This window comes from Janthinobacterium sp. PLB04 (genome assembly GCF_021165895.1).
In the GTDB taxonomy this organism is placed as follows: domain Bacteria; phylum Pseudomonadota; class Gammaproteobacteria; order Burkholderiales; family Burkholderiaceae_D; genus Janthinobacterium; species Janthinobacterium lividum.
The window spans coordinates 4,007,109-4,024,183 of the sequence record NZ_CP088968.1 but is presented as its reverse complement, the minus strand read 5'-3'; the positions used below and the strand labels follow the sequence as shown (position 1 = coordinate 4,024,183).

Here is a 17,075-nt window from a genome sequence, read left to right as displayed (position 1 = left end):
CTGTTTAATTGATTTGTGCGTGATGAAATTGCAGTGCCGCGAGGTTGGCATAGATGCCGCCTAGGGCCACCAGCGACGCGTGCGTGCCCGTCTCGACGATCTTGCCGTCTTCCATGACGATGATGCGGTCGGCCCGCTGCACGGTCGCCAGTCGGTGCGCGATGATGACCGTGGTGCGGCCCACCATGGCCGCTTCCAGCGCCTTTTGCACCAGGCGTTCCGATTCCGCGTCCAGCGCGCTGGTCGCTTCGTCGAGCAGCAGCAGCGGCGGGTTTTTCAGCAGGGCGCGGGCGATGGCGATGCGCTGGCGCTGGCCGCCGGACAGGCGCACGCCCCGTTCGCCGAGGAAGGATTTGTAGCCGTTCGGCAGGCGTTCGATGAATTCGTGGGCGGCAGCCATCTTCGCGGCGGCAATGACTTCCTCGTCGCTGGCGCCGGCGCGGCCATAGCGGATGTTTTCCATGGCGTCGGCCGAGAAGATCACCGTATCTTGCGGCACGATGCCAATGGCGTCGCGCAAGGTGTGCAGGTCCAGCTGCTTGATGTCCACGCCATCGAGGCGGATGCTGCCGCTTTGCGGGTCATAAAAACGTAAGAAAAGCTGGAACAGGGTGGTCTTGCCGGCGCCCGACGGACCGACGACGGCCACCGTTTCGCCGGCGCGGATGTCGAGGCTGACGTGGTCCAGCGCGTGGGTGTCCGGACGCGACGGGTACGAGAACATGACATCGTCCAGCGACAGGGCGGCGCCAGTCGCGGCGCGCGCGGGCAGTGGCAGCGGCGTGGCCGGCGATGCGATTTCCGATTTCACGGCCATCAGTTCCAGCAGGCGCTCGGTGGCGCCGGCGGCGCGCTGCGCTTCGCCCATCACCTCGGACAGGGCGCCGATGGCGCCGGCCACGATGGACGCGTACAGGATGAACTGGCCCAGGTCTCCGCCCGTCATCGAGCCTTCCAGCACGGCGCGCGCGCCCAGCCACAAGACAAACACGATGGTGCCGAAGACTAGCAAAATCGCGATCATGGTCAGCAAGGCACGGGCGCGGATGCGGCGCATGGCCGTCATGAAGGCGCCTTCGACGGAGTCGCCAAAGCGTTTCGATTCGATCTTCTCGTGCGTGAACGCTTGCACGGTGGGCATGGCGTTGAGGATTTCGCCAGCCATGGCCGACGCGTCGGCGATGCGGTCCTGCGAATCGCGCGACAGCTTGCGCACGCGGCGGCCAAACACGATGATGGGCACGACGACAAGGATCAAGAGGCCGATGATGATGCCCGCCAGCTTGGCGCTGGTGACGAACAGCATCACCAGGCCGCCCAGGAACAGCAGCACATTGCGCAGCGCCATGGAAATGCTGGTGCCGACCACGGCCTGGATCAGGGTCGTGTCGGTGGTGATGCGCGACAGGACTTCGCCCGTCTGCGTGGTTTCAAAGAATGCGGGGCTTTGCGTGACGACGTGGCGGTACACGGCGCTGCGGATGTCGGCCGTGACGCGCTCGCCCAGCCATGACACCGTATAGAAGCGCGCCGCCGTGGCCAGCGCCAGGATGGACGCCACGCCGAACAGGGCGAGGAACACCAGGTCGACGTGCTGGATGCTCTTCGAGCCGGCCGCGCCGCCGAAGCCGAGGTCGATCATCTGCTTGAACGCGGCGGGAATGGCGAGGGTCGAGGCGGCGGCCACCACCAGCGCGATACCGGCCAGGAAGAACTGCTTGCGGTACGGCGTCAGAAAGGGCATCAAGCCCTTGAAGGCGGCCAGGCTGCCTTTTTTCAGTTCGCGGCTGGTGCCGGTGTCGGGAGTCGGTGCGGTGCTTGCGGCGGTTGCTGTACTCGTACTGCCTGTTTCTGTGCTGGTTGTCATTGTTTTTCGCTTAGTATTTACTGTATTTTGTACTGCTTATAACTTCATCGGCTGCACGTAGCCCGTCATTTCCAGGTAGGCGCGGCCCACCGGCTGGCCGCCGCGCTCCACTGTCACGGCGCCTTCCCAGTACACGGCCCCCGTCGAGCGGCGCGAATCGAGTTCCTGGTCTGCCTGCAGCGGCTTGATCTGCCAGCGCGTAGCACCCGTGCGGATCTCGGTGGCGACCGGATATTCGGCTTGCGTGCGCGGCGACCGCCACAGCTGCGTGGGCGTGAAATCGACGTCGCCGGGCGCGAACTGCGTCATCTTACCGGACGCGTCGCGCCATGTCGCGTGTGCCCATAGTTTAGCACCTGTCTTGCTGCGTATCTGGAAGGCCATCAGGGCGCCGCCATCATCGAGGTTGGCGCCTATCCAGTTCCAGCCGCTGGCATCCGCGTCAAGCACCTGGCTGGACCACTCGTGATCGAGCCAGGTGGTGCCCGTCACGGCTTCCTGCTTGCCGCCCGCGCGCGCGATCGTGCCACGGGTAGCCAGCTGCGGTTCGCTGTAGTAGTAGCTCGATTGCGCGGGCCGGGCGCCCTTGCGCGAGTAGCCGCCTTCTCCCTGCAGCAGCACGGGTTGGGTGGGGGCCAGGGTCAGCTGCAAGTTGAATTCGCGCGCCGCCAGGCTGACCCGGTAGCTGCCGTCCGCTTGCCGCTGCATGCGCCAGTCGTCGAGCTTGACGTCCGTGTCGCCCACCTTGGCATAGGCCAGGCCGAAACCTTCGCGCGCGCTTTTCTCGTCGTGCAGCAGCTTGCCTACTTTCGGGTCGGACAGGGCCGCGTGGCCGATGATCAGCTGTTTCGGCGCAAATGCGCTGGGGTTGTCCGCATCGGTGGCCGTGGCGCTGCGAAAGAAGGTCACCTGGTAGCCCAGTTGTTCGCCGCCGCTGGTTTTTACCCAGCCCGTGGCATACCACCATTCCGTCTTGTACGCGGGATGGGCGCCGAAGTCGTGCGGCAGGCGCAGGGTCTGGCCGGCCGGCAGCGGCGTGACGGGGGCGAAGGCGGGCGGCGCGGCGGTGGCGGCGGCGCTGCAGAACGCGAGTAAAAGAGTCAAACGGCGCATTACCAGTCCTCCCTGACGGCGCGTATGGGTCCTGCGGACAGCGCCTGACGACCCGCGATCAGCGCCGTCGCAGCGGCTGCCGTCAGCAGGGCGCCGGCCACGGTGGCGATCAGGGGCCACGGCAGGTGCAGTTGCATGGTCCAGTGGAACGATTGCGGATTGACGATGAAGACCAGCACAAAGCTGATCAACAGGCCAAGGATGAAACCGGTGGCGATGCCCAGCGCCGTCAGCGCGCCGCCTTCCAGCGCCAGGATGGACAAGATTTGCCCGCGCGTCACGCCCACGTGGCGCAGCATGCCGAATTCGCGCGCGCGCGCCAGGGTCTGCGCGGAAAACGTGGCGGCCACGCCAAACAGGCCGATGACGATGGCGATGGCTTCTAGCAGATACGTGACGGCGAAGCTGCGGTCGAAGATCTGCAGGCTCAGGGCGCGGATGGCCGAAGGATTCGACACTTCCAGGCTGGCGCCAAAGGGCAGGTTTTTCAGGCGCTGTTGCAGCGCGTCGCCCGTGGCGTCCTTGGCCAGCCACAGGGCTGCGTCGCTGACATCGAGGTCGCCCGTCAGCGCGCGGTAATCGTCCAGCGGCATCTGGATGGCGCCGGAAGAGCGCGCATAGTCGCGCCAGATGCCGGCAACAAAGAAGGTGTGCAAGCCGCCCGCCAGCGGCAGGGCTATGGGTTGGCCAGGTTTGACGTTATACAGGTCGGCCGCCGCCTCGGACAGCCACACGGGCCGGCTGCCTGCCGGCACGGGCAGTGTATCGCCCACCAGCACCATGCTCTTGCCCGGATCGGCCAGATTGACGGGACGCGCCAGCAGCGCCACATTCGGGCGGTCGGCTGCCAGCGACAGCGAGCGCACGCGCTGGAAGTCCACCCTTGCCACCTCGGGCAGGGCGGTGATGCTCGCCTGTTCGCGCGGATTCAAGCCGGCCGTCCCGCCGCTGGCGGCCGTGCGCGCATACACGTCGGCCGGCAAGATCTGCAGCAGCCAGTCGTCGACGGAAACGCGGAAACTCGACACCATGATGGCCATCGCCACCATCAGGCTAAAGCTCGACAGCACGCCGCCGAGGGCGATGCCAGCCTGGCCCGAGGCGTTCGCCAGGCGGGCCAGGGTCAGGCTGCGCACGGGCGCATGCAGGCTGGTCTCCGTGCGCAGCCAGGCGCGCTGCAGGAAGCGGAAGACGACGGCGGCCAGCTGCGGCATCAGGGCGATGGCGCCGATCAGCAGCAGCGCGATGGACAGATAACCGAACAGGGGCAGCTCGAACACGGGCGGCAAGAACGTCAAGGCGCCGGCCAGCAACAGGCATGCCAGCGCGGGCCAGGTTTTCGCCAGGCGCGTCGTCACGACTTCCTCGCTGCCCGATTTCAGGGCGATGGCGGGGGCCGCGCGCGCCGCTTCCAGCGCGGGCGCAGCGCAGCCCAGCAAGGCGACACCGAGGCCCAGGGCGAAGTAGACGAAGGCGGCGACGGGCGTGAACTGCACCTGCGGCTGCACGCCCGCGAAATAGCCGGCGCCCAGGTCGCCGCCGAAGAAGCGCAGTGCCACGGCCGCCATGGCATAGCCGCCGGCGATGCCCAGCGCAGCACCGACGATACCGAGGCTGGCGCCCTCCAGCAGCACCTGGCGCAGCAGCTGGCCCCGTTCCATGCCCAGCACGCGCAGCAGCGCGAACTGGCCGCGGCGGCGGATGACGGACAGGGCCTGCGTGGAAAACACGAGGAAGGCGCCCGTAAACAGGGCGACGAGGGCCAGCACCGTCAGGTTGACCCGGTAGGCGCGGCTGAGGTTATTGTTGCGGCTATTCTGGTTTTCGTCATTGGGCTGGCCTACCTGGAAACGCCCCGGGTATTGCGCTTCCAGCGCGCGGGAAAGAGCCGCCTGGAAGGCGTCGCGGTTCACGCCCTGGCGCAGTTTCAAATCGATGCGCGACAGCTTGCCAGTTTTTTCGAAGCGCCACTGCGCCGCGCCGATATCCATTACGGCAATGCGCTGGCCGGCGCGCGCCCGCTGCAGCGAACCGGCCACGCGCAGGGATACCGTGCCCGTGCCCGATTGCAGGGCGACCTGGCCGCCTTCGGCCACATTGAGCCAGCGCAGGGCGGCCGGCGATAAGAACAGGGCGTCGTCGGCCAGGGTGTCGAAAGGCTGGCCTTCGGCTGGCGCGCCGATCAGGTCGGGCGAGATGAAGCCGGCGCGGAAGACGTCGAGCGCCAGGATGTGCAGCGGGCCGCCTTCCTTCTTGCCGGCCACCGTAGCCTGCAGCTCCAGCACGGGCGAAGCCACGGCCACGCCGTCGCGCTGCGCCAGCCACGGGTAGATGGATTCGTCGAACAGCGCTTCGCGCCCCGCCACCTGCACATCGGCCTGGCCGGACAGGCTTTTGACGGCCGTGGAAAATTCATTGAAGGCGGCCGCGTTGATCAGATGGATGGCAAAGCCCAGCGACACGCCGATGGCGATGGCGAGGATGGCGACGAGGGCGCGCACGGGATGCGCGCGCCATTCGCCCAGCAGCAGCCAGCGCGACAGCAGGCGCGTCGTCGCCGGGCTGGCCAGCGGCGCAATCAATTCAGGCATTCGACGGCCAGGCGTTCGCCGGCGCGCCGCGCTTTCAGTTGCGCCGCATCGCGGTTCTTGTCGCCGGCGCCGATGGCATCCTGCGCCGCCCATTTCTGCTCCAGCCGCAGCTGAGCGCAATGCTTCTCGTGCATATCCTTCTGTTTGGCGGCCCGTTCACGGGCCTGGTCTTCGAGCTTCTCGCGCTGCTTGCGCGCCGCTTCCATCTGGCTGGCCACCCGTTCCTGGCGCGTGGCCGCGCCCTTGTCGATGGCGGGCGGCGGCGCGGGGACTTCGAGGATCTGCAACTGGCCGGCCGTGCACGGCGTGGCGCTGTAGCTGGTCTGGCCATCCTGCACGCATTTGTAGACGTCCTGCGCACTGGCGGAACCGGCCAGCAAGGCTATCAGCAGGATGCGCGACGGCTTCACAATATCTTCCCGGGGTTCATGATGTTCTGCGGGTCCAGCGCCTGCTTCACGGCGCGCATCAGCTGCAGTTCCAGCGGCGACTTGTAACGGGCCAGGTCGTCCTTTTTCAGGGCGCCGATGCCGTGTTCGGCCGAAATCGAGCCGCCAAAGCCGTGGACCTGGTCGTGCACGATGCGGTTGATGGCATCCTGGTTGGACAGGAAATCCTGGTCCGTCATGCCTGCTGGCGGCGCCACGTTGTAATGCAGGTTGCCGTCACCCAGGTGGCCGAAGCACACGAGCTGGCAGCCGGGGAAGGCCGATTCAAGGGCCGCATCCGTGACGGCGATGAAATCGGCGATGCAGGAAATGGGCAGCGAGATATCGTGCTTGATGTTCTTGCCCGCCTGCGCCTGCGCCAGCGGGATGTGTTCGCGCAGCTGCCACAGTCCCTCGGACTGCGCCACGGAACTGGCGACGACGGCATCTTCGATCAACTCGTCTTCCAGGGCCGCGCCGATGCTCGCTTCCAGCAATTCCACCGCGTGCGCCTCGGACTGGCTGCTGGACAGTTCGAGCAGCACGTATTGACCGTGGGCCTCGGCGAAGGGCCGCGGCAGCTGCGGGAACTGCTCCGCCACCAGCTGCAAACAATACTGCGACATCAATTCAAAACCCGTCAGGCTGGCGCCGCAATGGTCCTGCATCAGCGAGAGCAGGCGCAGCGCGTGGGCGGGCGAGGGCATGGCGGCCAGCGCCGTGATGCAGGCTTTCGGCTGCGGATACAACTTCATGACCGCGCCGGTGATCACGCCCAAAGTACCCTCGGCGCCGATGTACAGGTCGCGCAAATCGTAGCCGGTATTGTCCTTGCGCAAACCGCGCAAGCCGCTCCAGACTTCGCCCTGCGGCGTGACCACTTCCAGGCCCAGGCACAGCTCGCGCGTATTGCCGTAGCGCAGCACGGCCGTGCCGCCCGCATTCGTCGCCAGATTGCCGCCGATGGTGCAACTACCCTCGGCCGCCAGCGACAGGGGGAACAGGCAGCCGGCGGCGCTGGCCGCTTCCTGGATGGTTTGCAAAATGCAGCCCGCGTCCACCGTGATGGTGCGGTTGACGGGATCGAGCGCGCGGATGCTGTTCAGGCGCGCCAGCGACAGCACGACGGCCGTGCCGGCCGCATCGGGTATGCTGCCCAGCACCAGGCCCGTGTTGCCGCCTTGCGGCACGACGGGAACCTGCCATTGCGCGCAGGCGCGCAGCACGCCGGCCACTTGCTCCACCGTGGCGGGGCGCAGCACGGCCAGGGCCTTGCCGGTAAACCTGTCGCGCCAGTCGGTGAGGAAGGGCGCCGTGTCGGCGTCCTGGGTGAGGACGTAGGTGTCGCCCAGCAGGTCGCGGCAGGCGGCGAGGAAGTCGGCTTGGTCAGTCACAGGCTTGTCGCTCATTTCTTGATGCTCACTTTATTCACTTTTTCCAGCAGTTCCCTGGCCATGCGCTTGGCCGCCTTTTTATACGGGCGCAGATACAGCACGGCGCAGACAAAATAGATGCAGACGATGGCCGCCTCGCCCCAGGCCATCAAGGCCGAGGTGGCGTTCGTGTCGCTGTAGCCGCGCACCACGCCTTCCGTGAAGTACAGCAGGATCACCATTGACGACCATTGCAGTGTGTAGACGTCGCGCTTGATCACGCCGTACAGGGGGATGAGCAGGGGCGCCGCCTTCAGGACGACCCAGGAGCCGCCCGGCTGCAGCGGCGCGATCACGGTTTCCCACAGCACGCACCAGACGATCAGGGTGACGAGGCTGGCGATGGCGCCCCAGTGGAAATACTTGTGAAGTACGCCGTGCATCATGCGCCTGCCAGTTTCGCGGCATTTTCCGCCAGGCGCCGGCCCAGGGCGATGGCCAGGCGTTTCTCATCTTCGCTCAAGGCCTTGTCGCCGTCTATGCCAGACCAGTGTGTGGCGCCGTAGGGCGAGCCGCCGGTGGACGTCGTCATCAGTTCAGGATGCGTGTAGGGCAAGCCCATGACCAGCATGCCATGGTGGAAGAGGGGGATCATCATCGACAGCAGGGTCGATTCCTGGCCGCCGTGCAGGCTGCCCGTGGACGTGAACACGCAGGCGGGCTTGCCGGACAGGCTGCCGGCCAGCCAGTCGCTGGCCGTGCCATCCCAGAAATACTTCATGGCGGCGGCCATGTTGCCGAAGCGCGTGGGCGACCCCAGGGCCAGGCCCGCGCATTCCTGCAAGTCTTCCAGTTCCACGTAGGGAGCGCCGTCCAGCGGCACTTCCGGCGCCGTCGCTTCGGCCACCGTGGAGACGGCGGGCACGGTGCGCAGGCGCGCATCGCAGCCAGGCACGCTTTCCACTCCCTGGGCTATCAACTCGGCCAGCTGGCGCGTGGCGCCATGGCGTGAATAAAACAATACGAGAATAATCAGATTGGTTGGCTTCATCATTGGTATTATAGGGCGCTTTACAGCCTGATACGACTGCTGTCATGGCGCCGTTCTGATTTAGCACATGTTTTCAAAATATATATTCCCCATCTTCCAATACCTGTGGCGCACCTTGAGCATGGGGCTCGCCGTCGTGCGCGGCCTGACGTGGTCCGAAACGCGCGACCTGCTGCAGTTCGCGCGCCGCCGCGTGCGCGAAGAAAGCCTGCCGCAAGTGGCCGGCAGCCTGACGTTTGCCACCGTGTTCGCGCTGGTGCCGCTGCTCACCCTGGCCCTGGCGATCTTCACCACTTTCCCCCTGTTCAATACCTTCCGCCACGCGCTGGAAGATTATTTCGTGCAAAGCGTGATGCCCAAGGGCATATCGAACACCATCCTCGGCTACCTGACGACGTTCGCCTCGAAGGCCACGCGCCTGTCGGCCATCGGCGCCGGTGCCCTGATCGTCACCTCCGTGGGCATGATGGGCTTGATCGAGCGCGTCTTCAACCGCATCTGGCGCGTGCGCCAGGAGCGCCGCTGGACCAAGCGCCTGCTGGTCTACTGGGCCATCGTCACCCTGGGGCCGCTGCTGGTGGGCGTGTCGCTGACGGTGACCTCGCGCGTCTTCATCGCCACCAGCGGCGTGGTGGGCGCCGTGCCGTTCCTCGGTACCGTGTTTTATACCCTGGTGTCGATCGGCCTGACCATGCTGGCGTTTACCCTGCTCTACATCGCCGTGCCGAACCGCGACGTGGACTGGCGCGACGCGGCCTGGGGCGGCCTGCTGGCGGCGCTGGCGTTCGAGGTGGCCAAGCGGGGCTTCGGCGAATTCATCCAGGAATTCCCCACCTATTCGCGCATCTACGGCGCACTGGCCGCCTTGCCGCTGTTCCTCGTGTGGATATACCTGAGCTGGATGATCACCCTCGTGGGTGCCTTGCTGGTGGCTGCCTTGCCCGTCGTGAAATATGAACGCTGGTGGTACGAAGCGGTGCCGGGCAGCGAATTCGTCGATGCTGTCGCCATCTTGAAAGTGCTGCACCAGGCTTGCCACTGCGCCGATTCGGCCCTGGTGGGCGCGGCCGACATCCGCCGCAGCACGCGCCTGGGTTTCGAAGAGATGGAAACCCTGCTCGACAAGATGGTGCAGCAGGGCTGGGTGGGACGTGTGAACGTGGAAGGCGCCGTGCGGGTGCAGTGGGGCAAGCGCGTGGCCGACAGTTCCGACCACTGGGTCTTGCTGGGCAACGTCAACCGCATCAGCCTGGCCGATGTCTACCGGCTGTTCGTCTTTGGCGGCATGCGCGTGAACTCCGGCTATCCGGCCGGTTCCACCAATGAACGCGATATCCAGGCGGCCATCGATGCGGCCGCCCTGGCGGCGCAGGTGGAAAACGCCGTGGAGCAGGGGCTGGGCCTGACCCTGGCGCAGCATTTCGGCGCCGTCAAATGCAACTGAGCGGTCTTAACTGAGCGGTCTTAGTACACCACGGGCCGCAAGGCCGCCTGCAGCGCCACCTTGCTGAACGCGGCCGCATCCTGCTCCCGCACCACGCCCAGGTAATACGTGTCCTCGCCGCCTTGCACGTTCACCAGGCGCAGCTGATGCGGCGCCAGGTGGGCGGCGATGGCGGCCAGGCCCTCGGCCATCGCATCGCCATCTTCGCGTTCCGCCCAGCGGAAGTCCTGCAGCGCCGGCAAATCGATATGCTGGCCGATGCGCGGCACTTCATCGACGGCTTTCCAGTCCAGGGTGGTGCCGTGGCCCAGCGCATCGGCGGCCGTGGACCAGAGCAGGAAGAAGCACGCCGCTTCGGGCGTATCGCCTTCGTATGCTTCTTCCGGGTCGTCCTCCGCCAGCTCTTCCAGCGTGATCTCCACGCAGCGCGCGGCCAGATCCGCATCGCCCAGCAAGAGCAGGGCGGCCATGGCGCGCAACTGCTCGCGGTCGGCCTTGGCCAGGATCTGCGCGGGCGTAAAGCTGCGGCGCCTGACTGGCTTTTTCTTGCTGAGGCCCAGGGCCGCGCTCAGCTGGGCCGTGACGGCCGCCTTGAAGTTTTCCACGGTGTCGAACTGTTCCAGCAGCTGGCCCGTGAAATCCATGCTCCAGGCCATGCCATCCTTGACGACATATAAAAAATCGCTTTGCACGGCCACGCCGCGCAGATGGTGGGCCGGTGGATACAGGGGCGTGAAAACCTGTTTTCCATCCAGTGTCAGCATGCAGGCGAGCCCCTGCGCATCGATGGCGAAGATCAGATTCTTGCGCAGCTTGGGCGGCGACGAGGTGGTGGCGCAGTCGATGGCTTCGTACTGGCAGGGCGCCAGCAGCTCGCCCTGGCTATTGACGAGGCCAAACAGGAAGCGCCCGGCGATGCGCTGGCTGACGACGGCGATTTTTTTCTTTGTGCCGAAATCCTGCACGGAGCTGTAGACGGGCGGCACCACGACCTTGCCTGTCTTGTCGAGCACGCCGCAGACATTGCGCTTCTCGTCATCGTCTGCCTGGTCCGTCTGGCGTTCGATGTCGATCAAGCCGTCTTCGCGCTGGCATATGTTGTCCACCCTGTCGATGAGCAGCGCGCCATCTGGCAGGCGCAGCAGGCGGCTGGCGCCGTCCGCATCGATCTGCTGCAACAGATGGGGGGTAATCACATACAGGGCGCCGGGGGCGGGCGGCAGCACCACCGTACCGTTGAGGTCCAGCACGCCGTGCGCATCGGGGGCATCCGCCGTGGCAAAGGTGATCCAGCCATCGTCCGCGTAGTAAACGCCCAGGTCGACATAGCGCTGCGACAGCGGCACGATCCAGCGGCCATACGGCGTGACCAGGCCGGTGACGTCCGGTTCGCCGGCGGCGTTCACTTCATGGCACAGCACGTCTTCCTCCCATCCCACCACTTCCAGGCCTTGCAGGAAAGGCAGTTCGTCCGCGGCGAGTTCCTCGACATCGGCCAGCTGCGCGATGGCCGTGGCCGACCAGTAGCCGGTGGCGGACGATGCGGCGCCGGCGGCCAGCAGGGGCGCCAGCGCTGCCCGCTCGCCACGCTGCAAGGCAAGGTGCAGGGCTTGCGCCTCGGCGCACAGGCCCTCGAGCGCGGCCGCGTACTCCGGCGTGCCGATATCGTGCGGGATCAGCTGCACGCAATCGAGGATCAGCCACGGCTGGCCGCCCGCCAGCAGGGTGCTGATGGCGCTGCGCGCGACGATGGCGGCCGCGTCGCGCGGCCTGTCCATCAGGGAGGACAAGGCTTGCCAGCTGGCTTGCGCCTGGACCATTGGCGCGGCCAGCACGCAGGGGCAGTCCTCGCCATCGCCGTAGATGGGCCAGGCGGTGGCTTGCGCACCGGCGCCGACGAGCAGCTTGAACAGCATCGGTATGTCCAGCCGCCATTCGGCCAGGCCCGTGATCGTATCGGTGTCGAAGCCGGCCTGGCCGGGCAAAAAGGCGGTGCTGAACAGGGCTGCGGTATTGATCATGTCTCTTCGTTCAAAATGTTGGATGGTCAGGGCGCCGGCGGCATGACCCAGTGCGCCAGCGCGCCGCGATCGAGAACCAGCTGCTTGGCCGCGGCGGCGGCCTCGAAGGCCCACAGGCCGTAATAGCCGCCCAGGCCCTGCGCGCGCAAATGGCCGTTGAACCAGTCTTCGCGCACCAGCGCGCCATGCCAGGTAGCCAGGTAATGCCGCAGGTGCTCGAGCTGCTGCGCGGGATCGTCCGCGTCCAGGCACTCGTACAGGGCCGAATAGGGCTCGGCGAAATACCATTCGTCGACGGCGGGACGCTGCGGATCGATGGCGGACAACAGCGCTTCGTACACGCCATCTTCGCCATCGAAGGCCGTTTGCAGGACGGTCAGGCGCGCGGCCAGGTCGTGGCGGCCGAACAGCAGGGTCGCGCCCAGCAGCTGCAGGGTGCGCGCATAGTCCGTCAATTGTTCGAAATCAAAGGCGGGCAAGGCGTCGTCATCGTAGGCCTCGGCCAGGGCCGTGCGCGCCGTTTCGCAGGCGGCAACGGCCGCTTCCAGCGCCGTTTCCACGTCAGGCAAGGGCAAGCCTGCCGTGTAGCGCAGCGAGAAGACCTGGTAAGCCGTGCTGGCGGCCGCGCACGCCCAGTAGGCCGCGTCGCCACCGTCATTTTCCGCCTGCGCCTGCGCGCGGACATAGGCGGCCAGCAGGGCGTCGAGGTAAGCCAGGTTGCGGCTAAAGTCGAACGGGGAGGGCGGCACCTGGCGCGGCGTGTGGGGCCAGGGCGTGGACGACGCCGGGCAGGTGGTGGCGCAATCGCGCTGGATGGCCCAGTCGGCGAAGATTTGCTGCATATACTGCGCCGTTTCGTCGTCGTGGATGATGGCGCCGACGCCCACCATGGTCGTGCCCAGCAGGGTGTAGCCAGGGAAGCGGCTGCTCTCGTAGGCGATGGTCGTCACGCTCTGGATGGTCCTGCCGTCGCTCAGGTCGCGCACGCGGAAGTACACGTCGTCCCAGCCGGCCAGCGGTGGCGTTGGCGGTTCATTCGGCAGGGTGTTCCAGCTGCCGTCCGCCTGCTCTTCATAGGCGTCGAGCAGCTCGTCGAGGCCACCGGGGCGGTCGATGCGGTTGTTGGCGTCGTATTGCAGGCCCAGTTCGGCCGCGAAGGCTGCCGCGTGGCGGCCCTCGAAGACCAGGTACTGGGAGCTCGTGGTGCCGACCAGCAGATCCGTGTGCTGGCCCGCCACGACGAGCGCCTGCGGCAGCCGGCACCATTGGTAGTAAGGAATGCCGGCCATGGGGCCGCCTTCGTCCGCCAGCGGGTTGGTGAAGCGCAGCTGTTCCAGCCATTTATAGCGTTCGTAGCGTTCATCTTCCGTGCCGCTGCCGCGGCCAGTCAATTCGTCAAACAGGGTATTCAGCAACATCGTCCATCTATCCTAAAAAAACATGCGCTCACGCTGCCTGCGCAAACGCAAACAGCGCGTCGAGCACGGCGTCGGGCTGCTCGGCCATCAATTCGTGCCCGCTGTCGACCTGGACCACCGTGCCATGCGCGATTGCCGCTGTCAGCAGCCGGGTCGATTTGGGCGGCGTCATCATGTCGCGCGCGCCGAAAATGAATAAAGTCGGGCAGTGTACCGAAGCGGCGGCGATTTCGCCGTTCGCATAGGCATTGCAGGCAAAAAAATCCGTGTGAAACACGTGATCGGGATTGAGGGCGGCGATGCGCTGTTTCAAGCGCCGCGCGCCGCCCATGGCATAGAAGCCGGGGCCGGGAAACGACGGCTTTTGCGCGATCGACGAATGCGACCAGATATTGACCATGTCGATGGCCGCCTGTTCATCCTTGAGCGACGTTTCCAGCAGCGCCGGCGACACCTTCATCGGGTAGGTGGAGCCCAGCATGGCCAGGTGGCTGACCCGCTCCGGCGCCAGGTGCGCAGCTTCCAGCGCGATCAGGGACCCCATGCTGTGCCCGATCAGCATGGCCTTGGCCGCGCCGGCAGCGTCCAGCAACGCCAGTATCCAGCGCGCCAATTCTGCGACATTATCCTTTGCCGTACCCAGGCTGCGCCCGTGGCCGGGCAAGTCGACGGCCAGCACGTTCCAGCCGTGGTGGGCAAAATAGCGCGTTTGCAGGGCCCACACGGAATGGTCGTTTTGCGCGCCGTGGATGAAGACGGCCGTCGGCTGGCCCGGGTTGTATGGTTTGCCGCCCGTGTAGCAGTAGGCGACGGTATGGTCGATGGTGAACAGCATCTCAGGCGCCTTTCTGCGACAGTTTCAGGCCACGGGCCAGGTCTTCGATCAAATCATCGGCGTCTTCCAGGCCTACCGATAAACGCATGGTGCCCTGCGTGATGCCTGCCTGTTCCAGTTGATCGTCGGGAACGCGGAAATGCGTGGTGGAGGCGGGGTGGATGACGAGCGACTTGGCGTCGCCCACATTGGCCAGGTGCGAGAAGATCTTCAGGCTGTCGACAAAGCGCTGGCCCGCCGCGCGGTCGCCGCGCAGGCGGAATGTGAACACGCCGCCCGCGCCTTTCGGCAGCAGGGTTTTCGCCAGTTCGTAGTCGGGATGCGACGGCAGTTCGGGATAGGACACGGATTCCACTGCCGGATTGGCCAGCAGGAAGTCAATCACCTTGCGCGTGTTGGCCACGTGGCGGTCCATGCGCAAGCCCAGGGTTTCGATGCCCTGCAGGATGGCGAAGGCGTTGTGCGGGCTCATGACGGCGCCGAAATCGCGCAAGCCTTCGCGCCGCGCGCGCAGGGCAAACGGCGCCACCGTCGATTCCTCGGCAAAGACCATGCCGTGGAAGCCTTCATACGGTTCGCACAGTTCGGCGAAACGGCCCGTCCTGTCGTACGCCGCCTGCCAGTCGAAGGTGCCGCCATCGACGAGCAGGCCGCCGATGGCCGTGCCGTGGCCGCATAAAAACTTGGTGGCCGAGTGGAACACCAGGTCGGCGCCATGCTCGAAGGGGCGCAGCAAATACGGCGTGGTAAACGTCGAATCTAGCATCAGCGGCAGCTGGTGTTCATGCGCGATGGCGGAAATCGTCGGGATGTCCAGCACGTCAAGGCCGGGATTGCCCAGGGTTTCCGCAAACAGCACTTTTGTATCTGGGCGGATGGCGGCGCGCCAGGCGTCCACGTCGCGCGGATCGACAAAGGTGGTGGCTATGCCGAAGCGTTTCAGGGTATAGGCCAGCAGGTTGTGCGATCCGCCGTACAGGGCGCGCGAAGCGACGATGTGCGATCCCGCGCCCGCGATAGTGGACAGACCCAGATGCATGGCGGCCTGGCCGCTGGCCGTGGCGATGCCGGCCACGCCCCCTTCAAGGGCGGCGATGCGCTCTTCCAGTACGGCGTTGGTGGGATTCGAGATGCGCGAATACACGTGGCCGGCCCGCTCCATATTGAACAGCGAGGCCGCATGCTCCGAGCTCTTGAAGGCAAACGAGGACGTGAAATGGATGGGCGTGGCGCGCGCGCCCGTGGCCGGGTCGGGCGCGGCGCCCGCGTGCAGGGATAAAGTATCGAAACCGGGGTATTTCGGGCCGCTCATGGTGTCTCCGCCAAGTTTTATAGTGGCAAGATCGTAACCTGATTTGCAGCCGAGCAAAAGGGCTCCTGTGCAGGGCGCATGGCGCCGTGCTGGCGGGCTGCGCGTGTAACCTGAAGTGTAAAAAAAGTGACCGGCGCGGCACGGCGGTGGTAGGATACCGGATCAGCGATATTCGGGCTGTTTTACCTGCGCGCGTGCGCCGCGCCGCAGGAGAGGCTGCTGCGTGCAAGCGAAATCCTGGGCTTCAGGCGAACTCTCATCGCATGTCCACCAGGAAAGATTTTATGCCCGCAATATCGTTCGACGGCTCCCTTGCCGTTCCCGGACCATCTATCGTCGACGGCCTGTGCCACGCGGGCTGGCTCATGCAAGAGCATTTCATCTCCCCCGAACTGAGCCGCCAGCTGGCCGCCGAATGCGTGCAATCCATGCTCAGCGGCAAGATGAAGGGCGCCGGCGTGGGCAGCGGCCATGCGCCGCTGCTGCAGCCGGACATCCGCGGCGACCATATCGAATGGCTGGAAACGGGCCGCTCAGCCGCTTGCGACCGCTACCTGGAACAGATGGAAGCGCTGCGTTGCATGCTCAACCGTGAGCTGTTCCTGGGACTGGAAGAGTACGAAAGCCATTTTGCCCTGTACGCGCCGGGCGCCTTCTACCGGGCGCATCTGGACCGTTTCCGCGACGACGACAAGCGTACCGTGTCCGTCGTGCTGTACCTGAACGATGACTGGCTGCCGGAGCACGGTGGCGCGCTGCGCCTGCACCCGCAGGGCGGGCCTGTGGTGGACGTCTTGCCGCAAGCGGGTCGCATGGCGATGTTCATGTCGGGCGAGATGCTGCACGAAGTATTGCCGACGGCGCGCGAGCGCCTGTCCATCGCCGGGTGGTTCCGCCGCAGAGCGTGAGAAAAACTACTGCGCGTCGCGGGGCACGGCCGGCGATGCTCACGGTACTCGCGTACCGCTGCGCTTCTCGGCCGCGCCGCGCATCCGCTCGCTACGTTTTTCTTGCCCGACAATCCCCCTCGATTTGATTGCGCGCAAGGCTGGATTTTTCCGCAGGCATAGGCTACAGTCGCAGTAAGGGCTAGAATAACTAAAATACCAATCACGCGGACAGGACGGCCAATATGAAAGTATCTGAAATTCTCCAAGTCAAGGGCAATATCCTCTACACGGTCACGCCTGACCAGCCCCTGCTTGACGCGGCCAATACCATGGCTGAAAAGGACATCGGTTCTCTGGTGGTCATGGAATTTGGCGACCTGGTCGGCATGCTGACCTTCCGCGAAGTGCTCAACGCGCTGCATGAAAACGCGGGCCAGATCGGCGGCGGCACCGTGCGCAAGCACATGGATGACCACCCGATCACCGTGACCCCGGATACGGAAGTCAATGAAGTGCGCCGCATCATGCTGGAAAAACACGCGCGCTACCTGCCCGTCATGAATGCCAAGACCTTGCTGGGCGTCATTTCCTTCTACGATGTGGCGCGCGCCGTGCTGGAAGCGCAAAGCTTTGAAAACCAGATGCTCAAGGCGTATATCCGCGACTGGCCGGCTGAAACCACCGACTAAGTTTTGCTCATGCAGTAAAAATAACGCCGGCAACTGCCGGCGT

The 17,075-nt window shown here is 65.5% G+C and carries 14 protein-coding genes; 3 read left to right on the top strand and 11 right to left on the bottom strand.

The features are described 5' to 3' along the window. Positions 1–4: 4 nt before the first annotated feature. Genes LSO07_RS17790 through wrbA form a run of 7 tightly spaced genes read right to left on the bottom strand, consistent with a single transcriptional unit; the run spans position 5 to position 8,423 of the window. Positions 5–1,867 (bottom strand): ABC transporter transmembrane domain-containing protein, encoded by a 1,863-nt coding sequence (locus LSO07_RS17790; RefSeq protein WP_034784430.1) that lies wholly within the window; start codon positions 1,865–1,867, stop codon positions 5–7. A gap of 36 nt (positions 1,868–1,903) precedes the next feature. Then, on the bottom strand, positions 1,904–2,980 hold the full coding sequence (locus LSO07_RS17785) for a lipocalin-like domain-containing protein (protein WP_151095960.1): 1,077 nt from the start codon (positions 2,978–2,980) through the stop codon (positions 1,904–1,906). Beyond that, positions 2,980–5,571 carry an FtsX-like permease family protein gene (locus LSO07_RS17780; RefSeq protein WP_151095958.1) on the bottom strand — a complete coding sequence of 864 codons (2,592 nt, stop codon included), beginning with the start codon at positions 5,569–5,571 and terminating at the stop codon, positions 2,980–2,982. The genes LSO07_RS17785 and LSO07_RS17780 overlap by 1 nt, the downstream gene beginning before the upstream one ends. Next, positions 5,559–5,981 carry a DUF4124 domain-containing protein gene (locus LSO07_RS17775; RefSeq protein ID WP_191909704.1) on the bottom strand — a complete coding sequence of 141 codons (423 nt, stop codon included), beginning with the start codon at positions 5,979–5,981 and terminating at the stop codon, positions 5,559–5,561. The genes LSO07_RS17780 and LSO07_RS17775 overlap by 13 nt, the downstream gene beginning before the upstream one ends. Continuing rightward, positions 5,978–7,408 (bottom strand): FAD-binding oxidoreductase, encoded by a 1,431-nt coding sequence (locus tag LSO07_RS17770; RefSeq protein ID WP_151095951.1) that lies wholly within the window; start codon positions 7,406–7,408, stop codon positions 5,978–5,980. Before LSO07_RS17770 ends, LSO07_RS17775 begins: the two co-directional genes overlap by 4 nt. Continuing rightward, entirely contained in the window at positions 7,405–7,815 is a 411-nt protein-coding gene (locus tag LSO07_RS17765) for a DUF2069 domain-containing protein (RefSeq protein ID WP_034784474.1), read from the bottom strand. The genes LSO07_RS17770 and LSO07_RS17765 overlap by 4 nt, the downstream gene beginning before the upstream one ends. After that, positions 7,815–8,423: an NAD(P)H:quinone oxidoreductase gene (gene wrbA, locus LSO07_RS17760; protein WP_070280806.1), complete on the bottom strand. Its 609-nt coding sequence runs from the start codon at positions 8,421–8,423 to the stop codon at positions 7,815–7,817. Before wrbA ends, LSO07_RS17765 begins: the two co-directional genes overlap by 1 nt. 67 nt (positions 8,424–8,490) lie before the next feature. Between wrbA and LSO07_RS17755 the strand changes: the two genes are divergently transcribed. Continuing rightward, positions 8,491–9,867: a YihY family inner membrane protein gene (locus LSO07_RS17755; RefSeq protein WP_225317342.1), complete on the top strand. Its 1,377-nt coding sequence runs from the start codon at positions 8,491–8,493 to the stop codon at positions 9,865–9,867. 20 nt (positions 9,868–9,887) lie between these two features. Here the strand turns inward: LSO07_RS17755 and LSO07_RS17750 are convergent, their stop codons facing one another. Genes LSO07_RS17750 through LSO07_RS17735 form a run of 4 tightly spaced genes read right to left on the bottom strand, consistent with a single transcriptional unit; the run spans position 9,888 to position 15,453 of the window. Continuing rightward, positions 9,888–11,888: a DUF6630 family protein gene (locus tag LSO07_RS17750; protein ID WP_151095945.1), complete on the bottom strand. Its 2,001-nt coding sequence runs from the start codon at positions 11,886–11,888 to the stop codon at positions 9,888–9,890. Between the two features lie 26 nt (positions 11,889–11,914). After that, the gene (locus tag LSO07_RS17745; RefSeq protein WP_151095942.1) at positions 11,915–13,306 is read right to left on the bottom strand and encodes a PoNe immunity protein domain-containing protein; all 1,392 of its coding nucleotides are present in this window, start codon (positions 13,304–13,306) and stop codon (positions 11,915–11,917) included. 28 nt (positions 13,307–13,334) lie between these two features. Then, complete coding sequence (locus LSO07_RS17740; RefSeq protein WP_151095939.1) at positions 13,335–14,141, bottom strand: alpha/beta fold hydrolase; 807 nt, start codon at positions 14,139–14,141, stop codon at positions 13,335–13,337. 1 nt (position 14,142) lies between these two features. After that, positions 14,143–15,453 carry an O-acetylhomoserine aminocarboxypropyltransferase gene (locus LSO07_RS17735; RefSeq protein ID WP_151095936.1) on the bottom strand — a complete coding sequence of 437 codons (1,311 nt, stop codon included), beginning with the start codon at positions 15,451–15,453 and terminating at the stop codon, positions 14,143–14,145. A 284-nt stretch (positions 15,454–15,737) separates the two neighbouring features. Here LSO07_RS17735 and LSO07_RS17730 point away from each other — a divergent pair, with 284 nt between their 5' ends. Together LSO07_RS17730 and LSO07_RS17725 are read left to right on the top strand one after the other, a co-directional pair. Continuing rightward, positions 15,738–16,361, top strand: a complete 624-nt coding sequence (locus LSO07_RS17730; protein ID WP_151095933.1) for a 2OG-Fe(II) oxygenase — start codon at positions 15,738–15,740, stop codon at positions 16,359–16,361. 224 nt (positions 16,362–16,585) lie between these two features. Beyond that, positions 16,586–17,032: a CBS domain-containing protein gene (locus LSO07_RS17725; RefSeq protein ID WP_010398828.1), complete on the top strand. Its 447-nt coding sequence runs from the start codon at positions 16,586–16,588 to the stop codon at positions 17,030–17,032. The last annotated feature ends 43 nt before the right edge of the window (positions 17,033–17,075 follow it).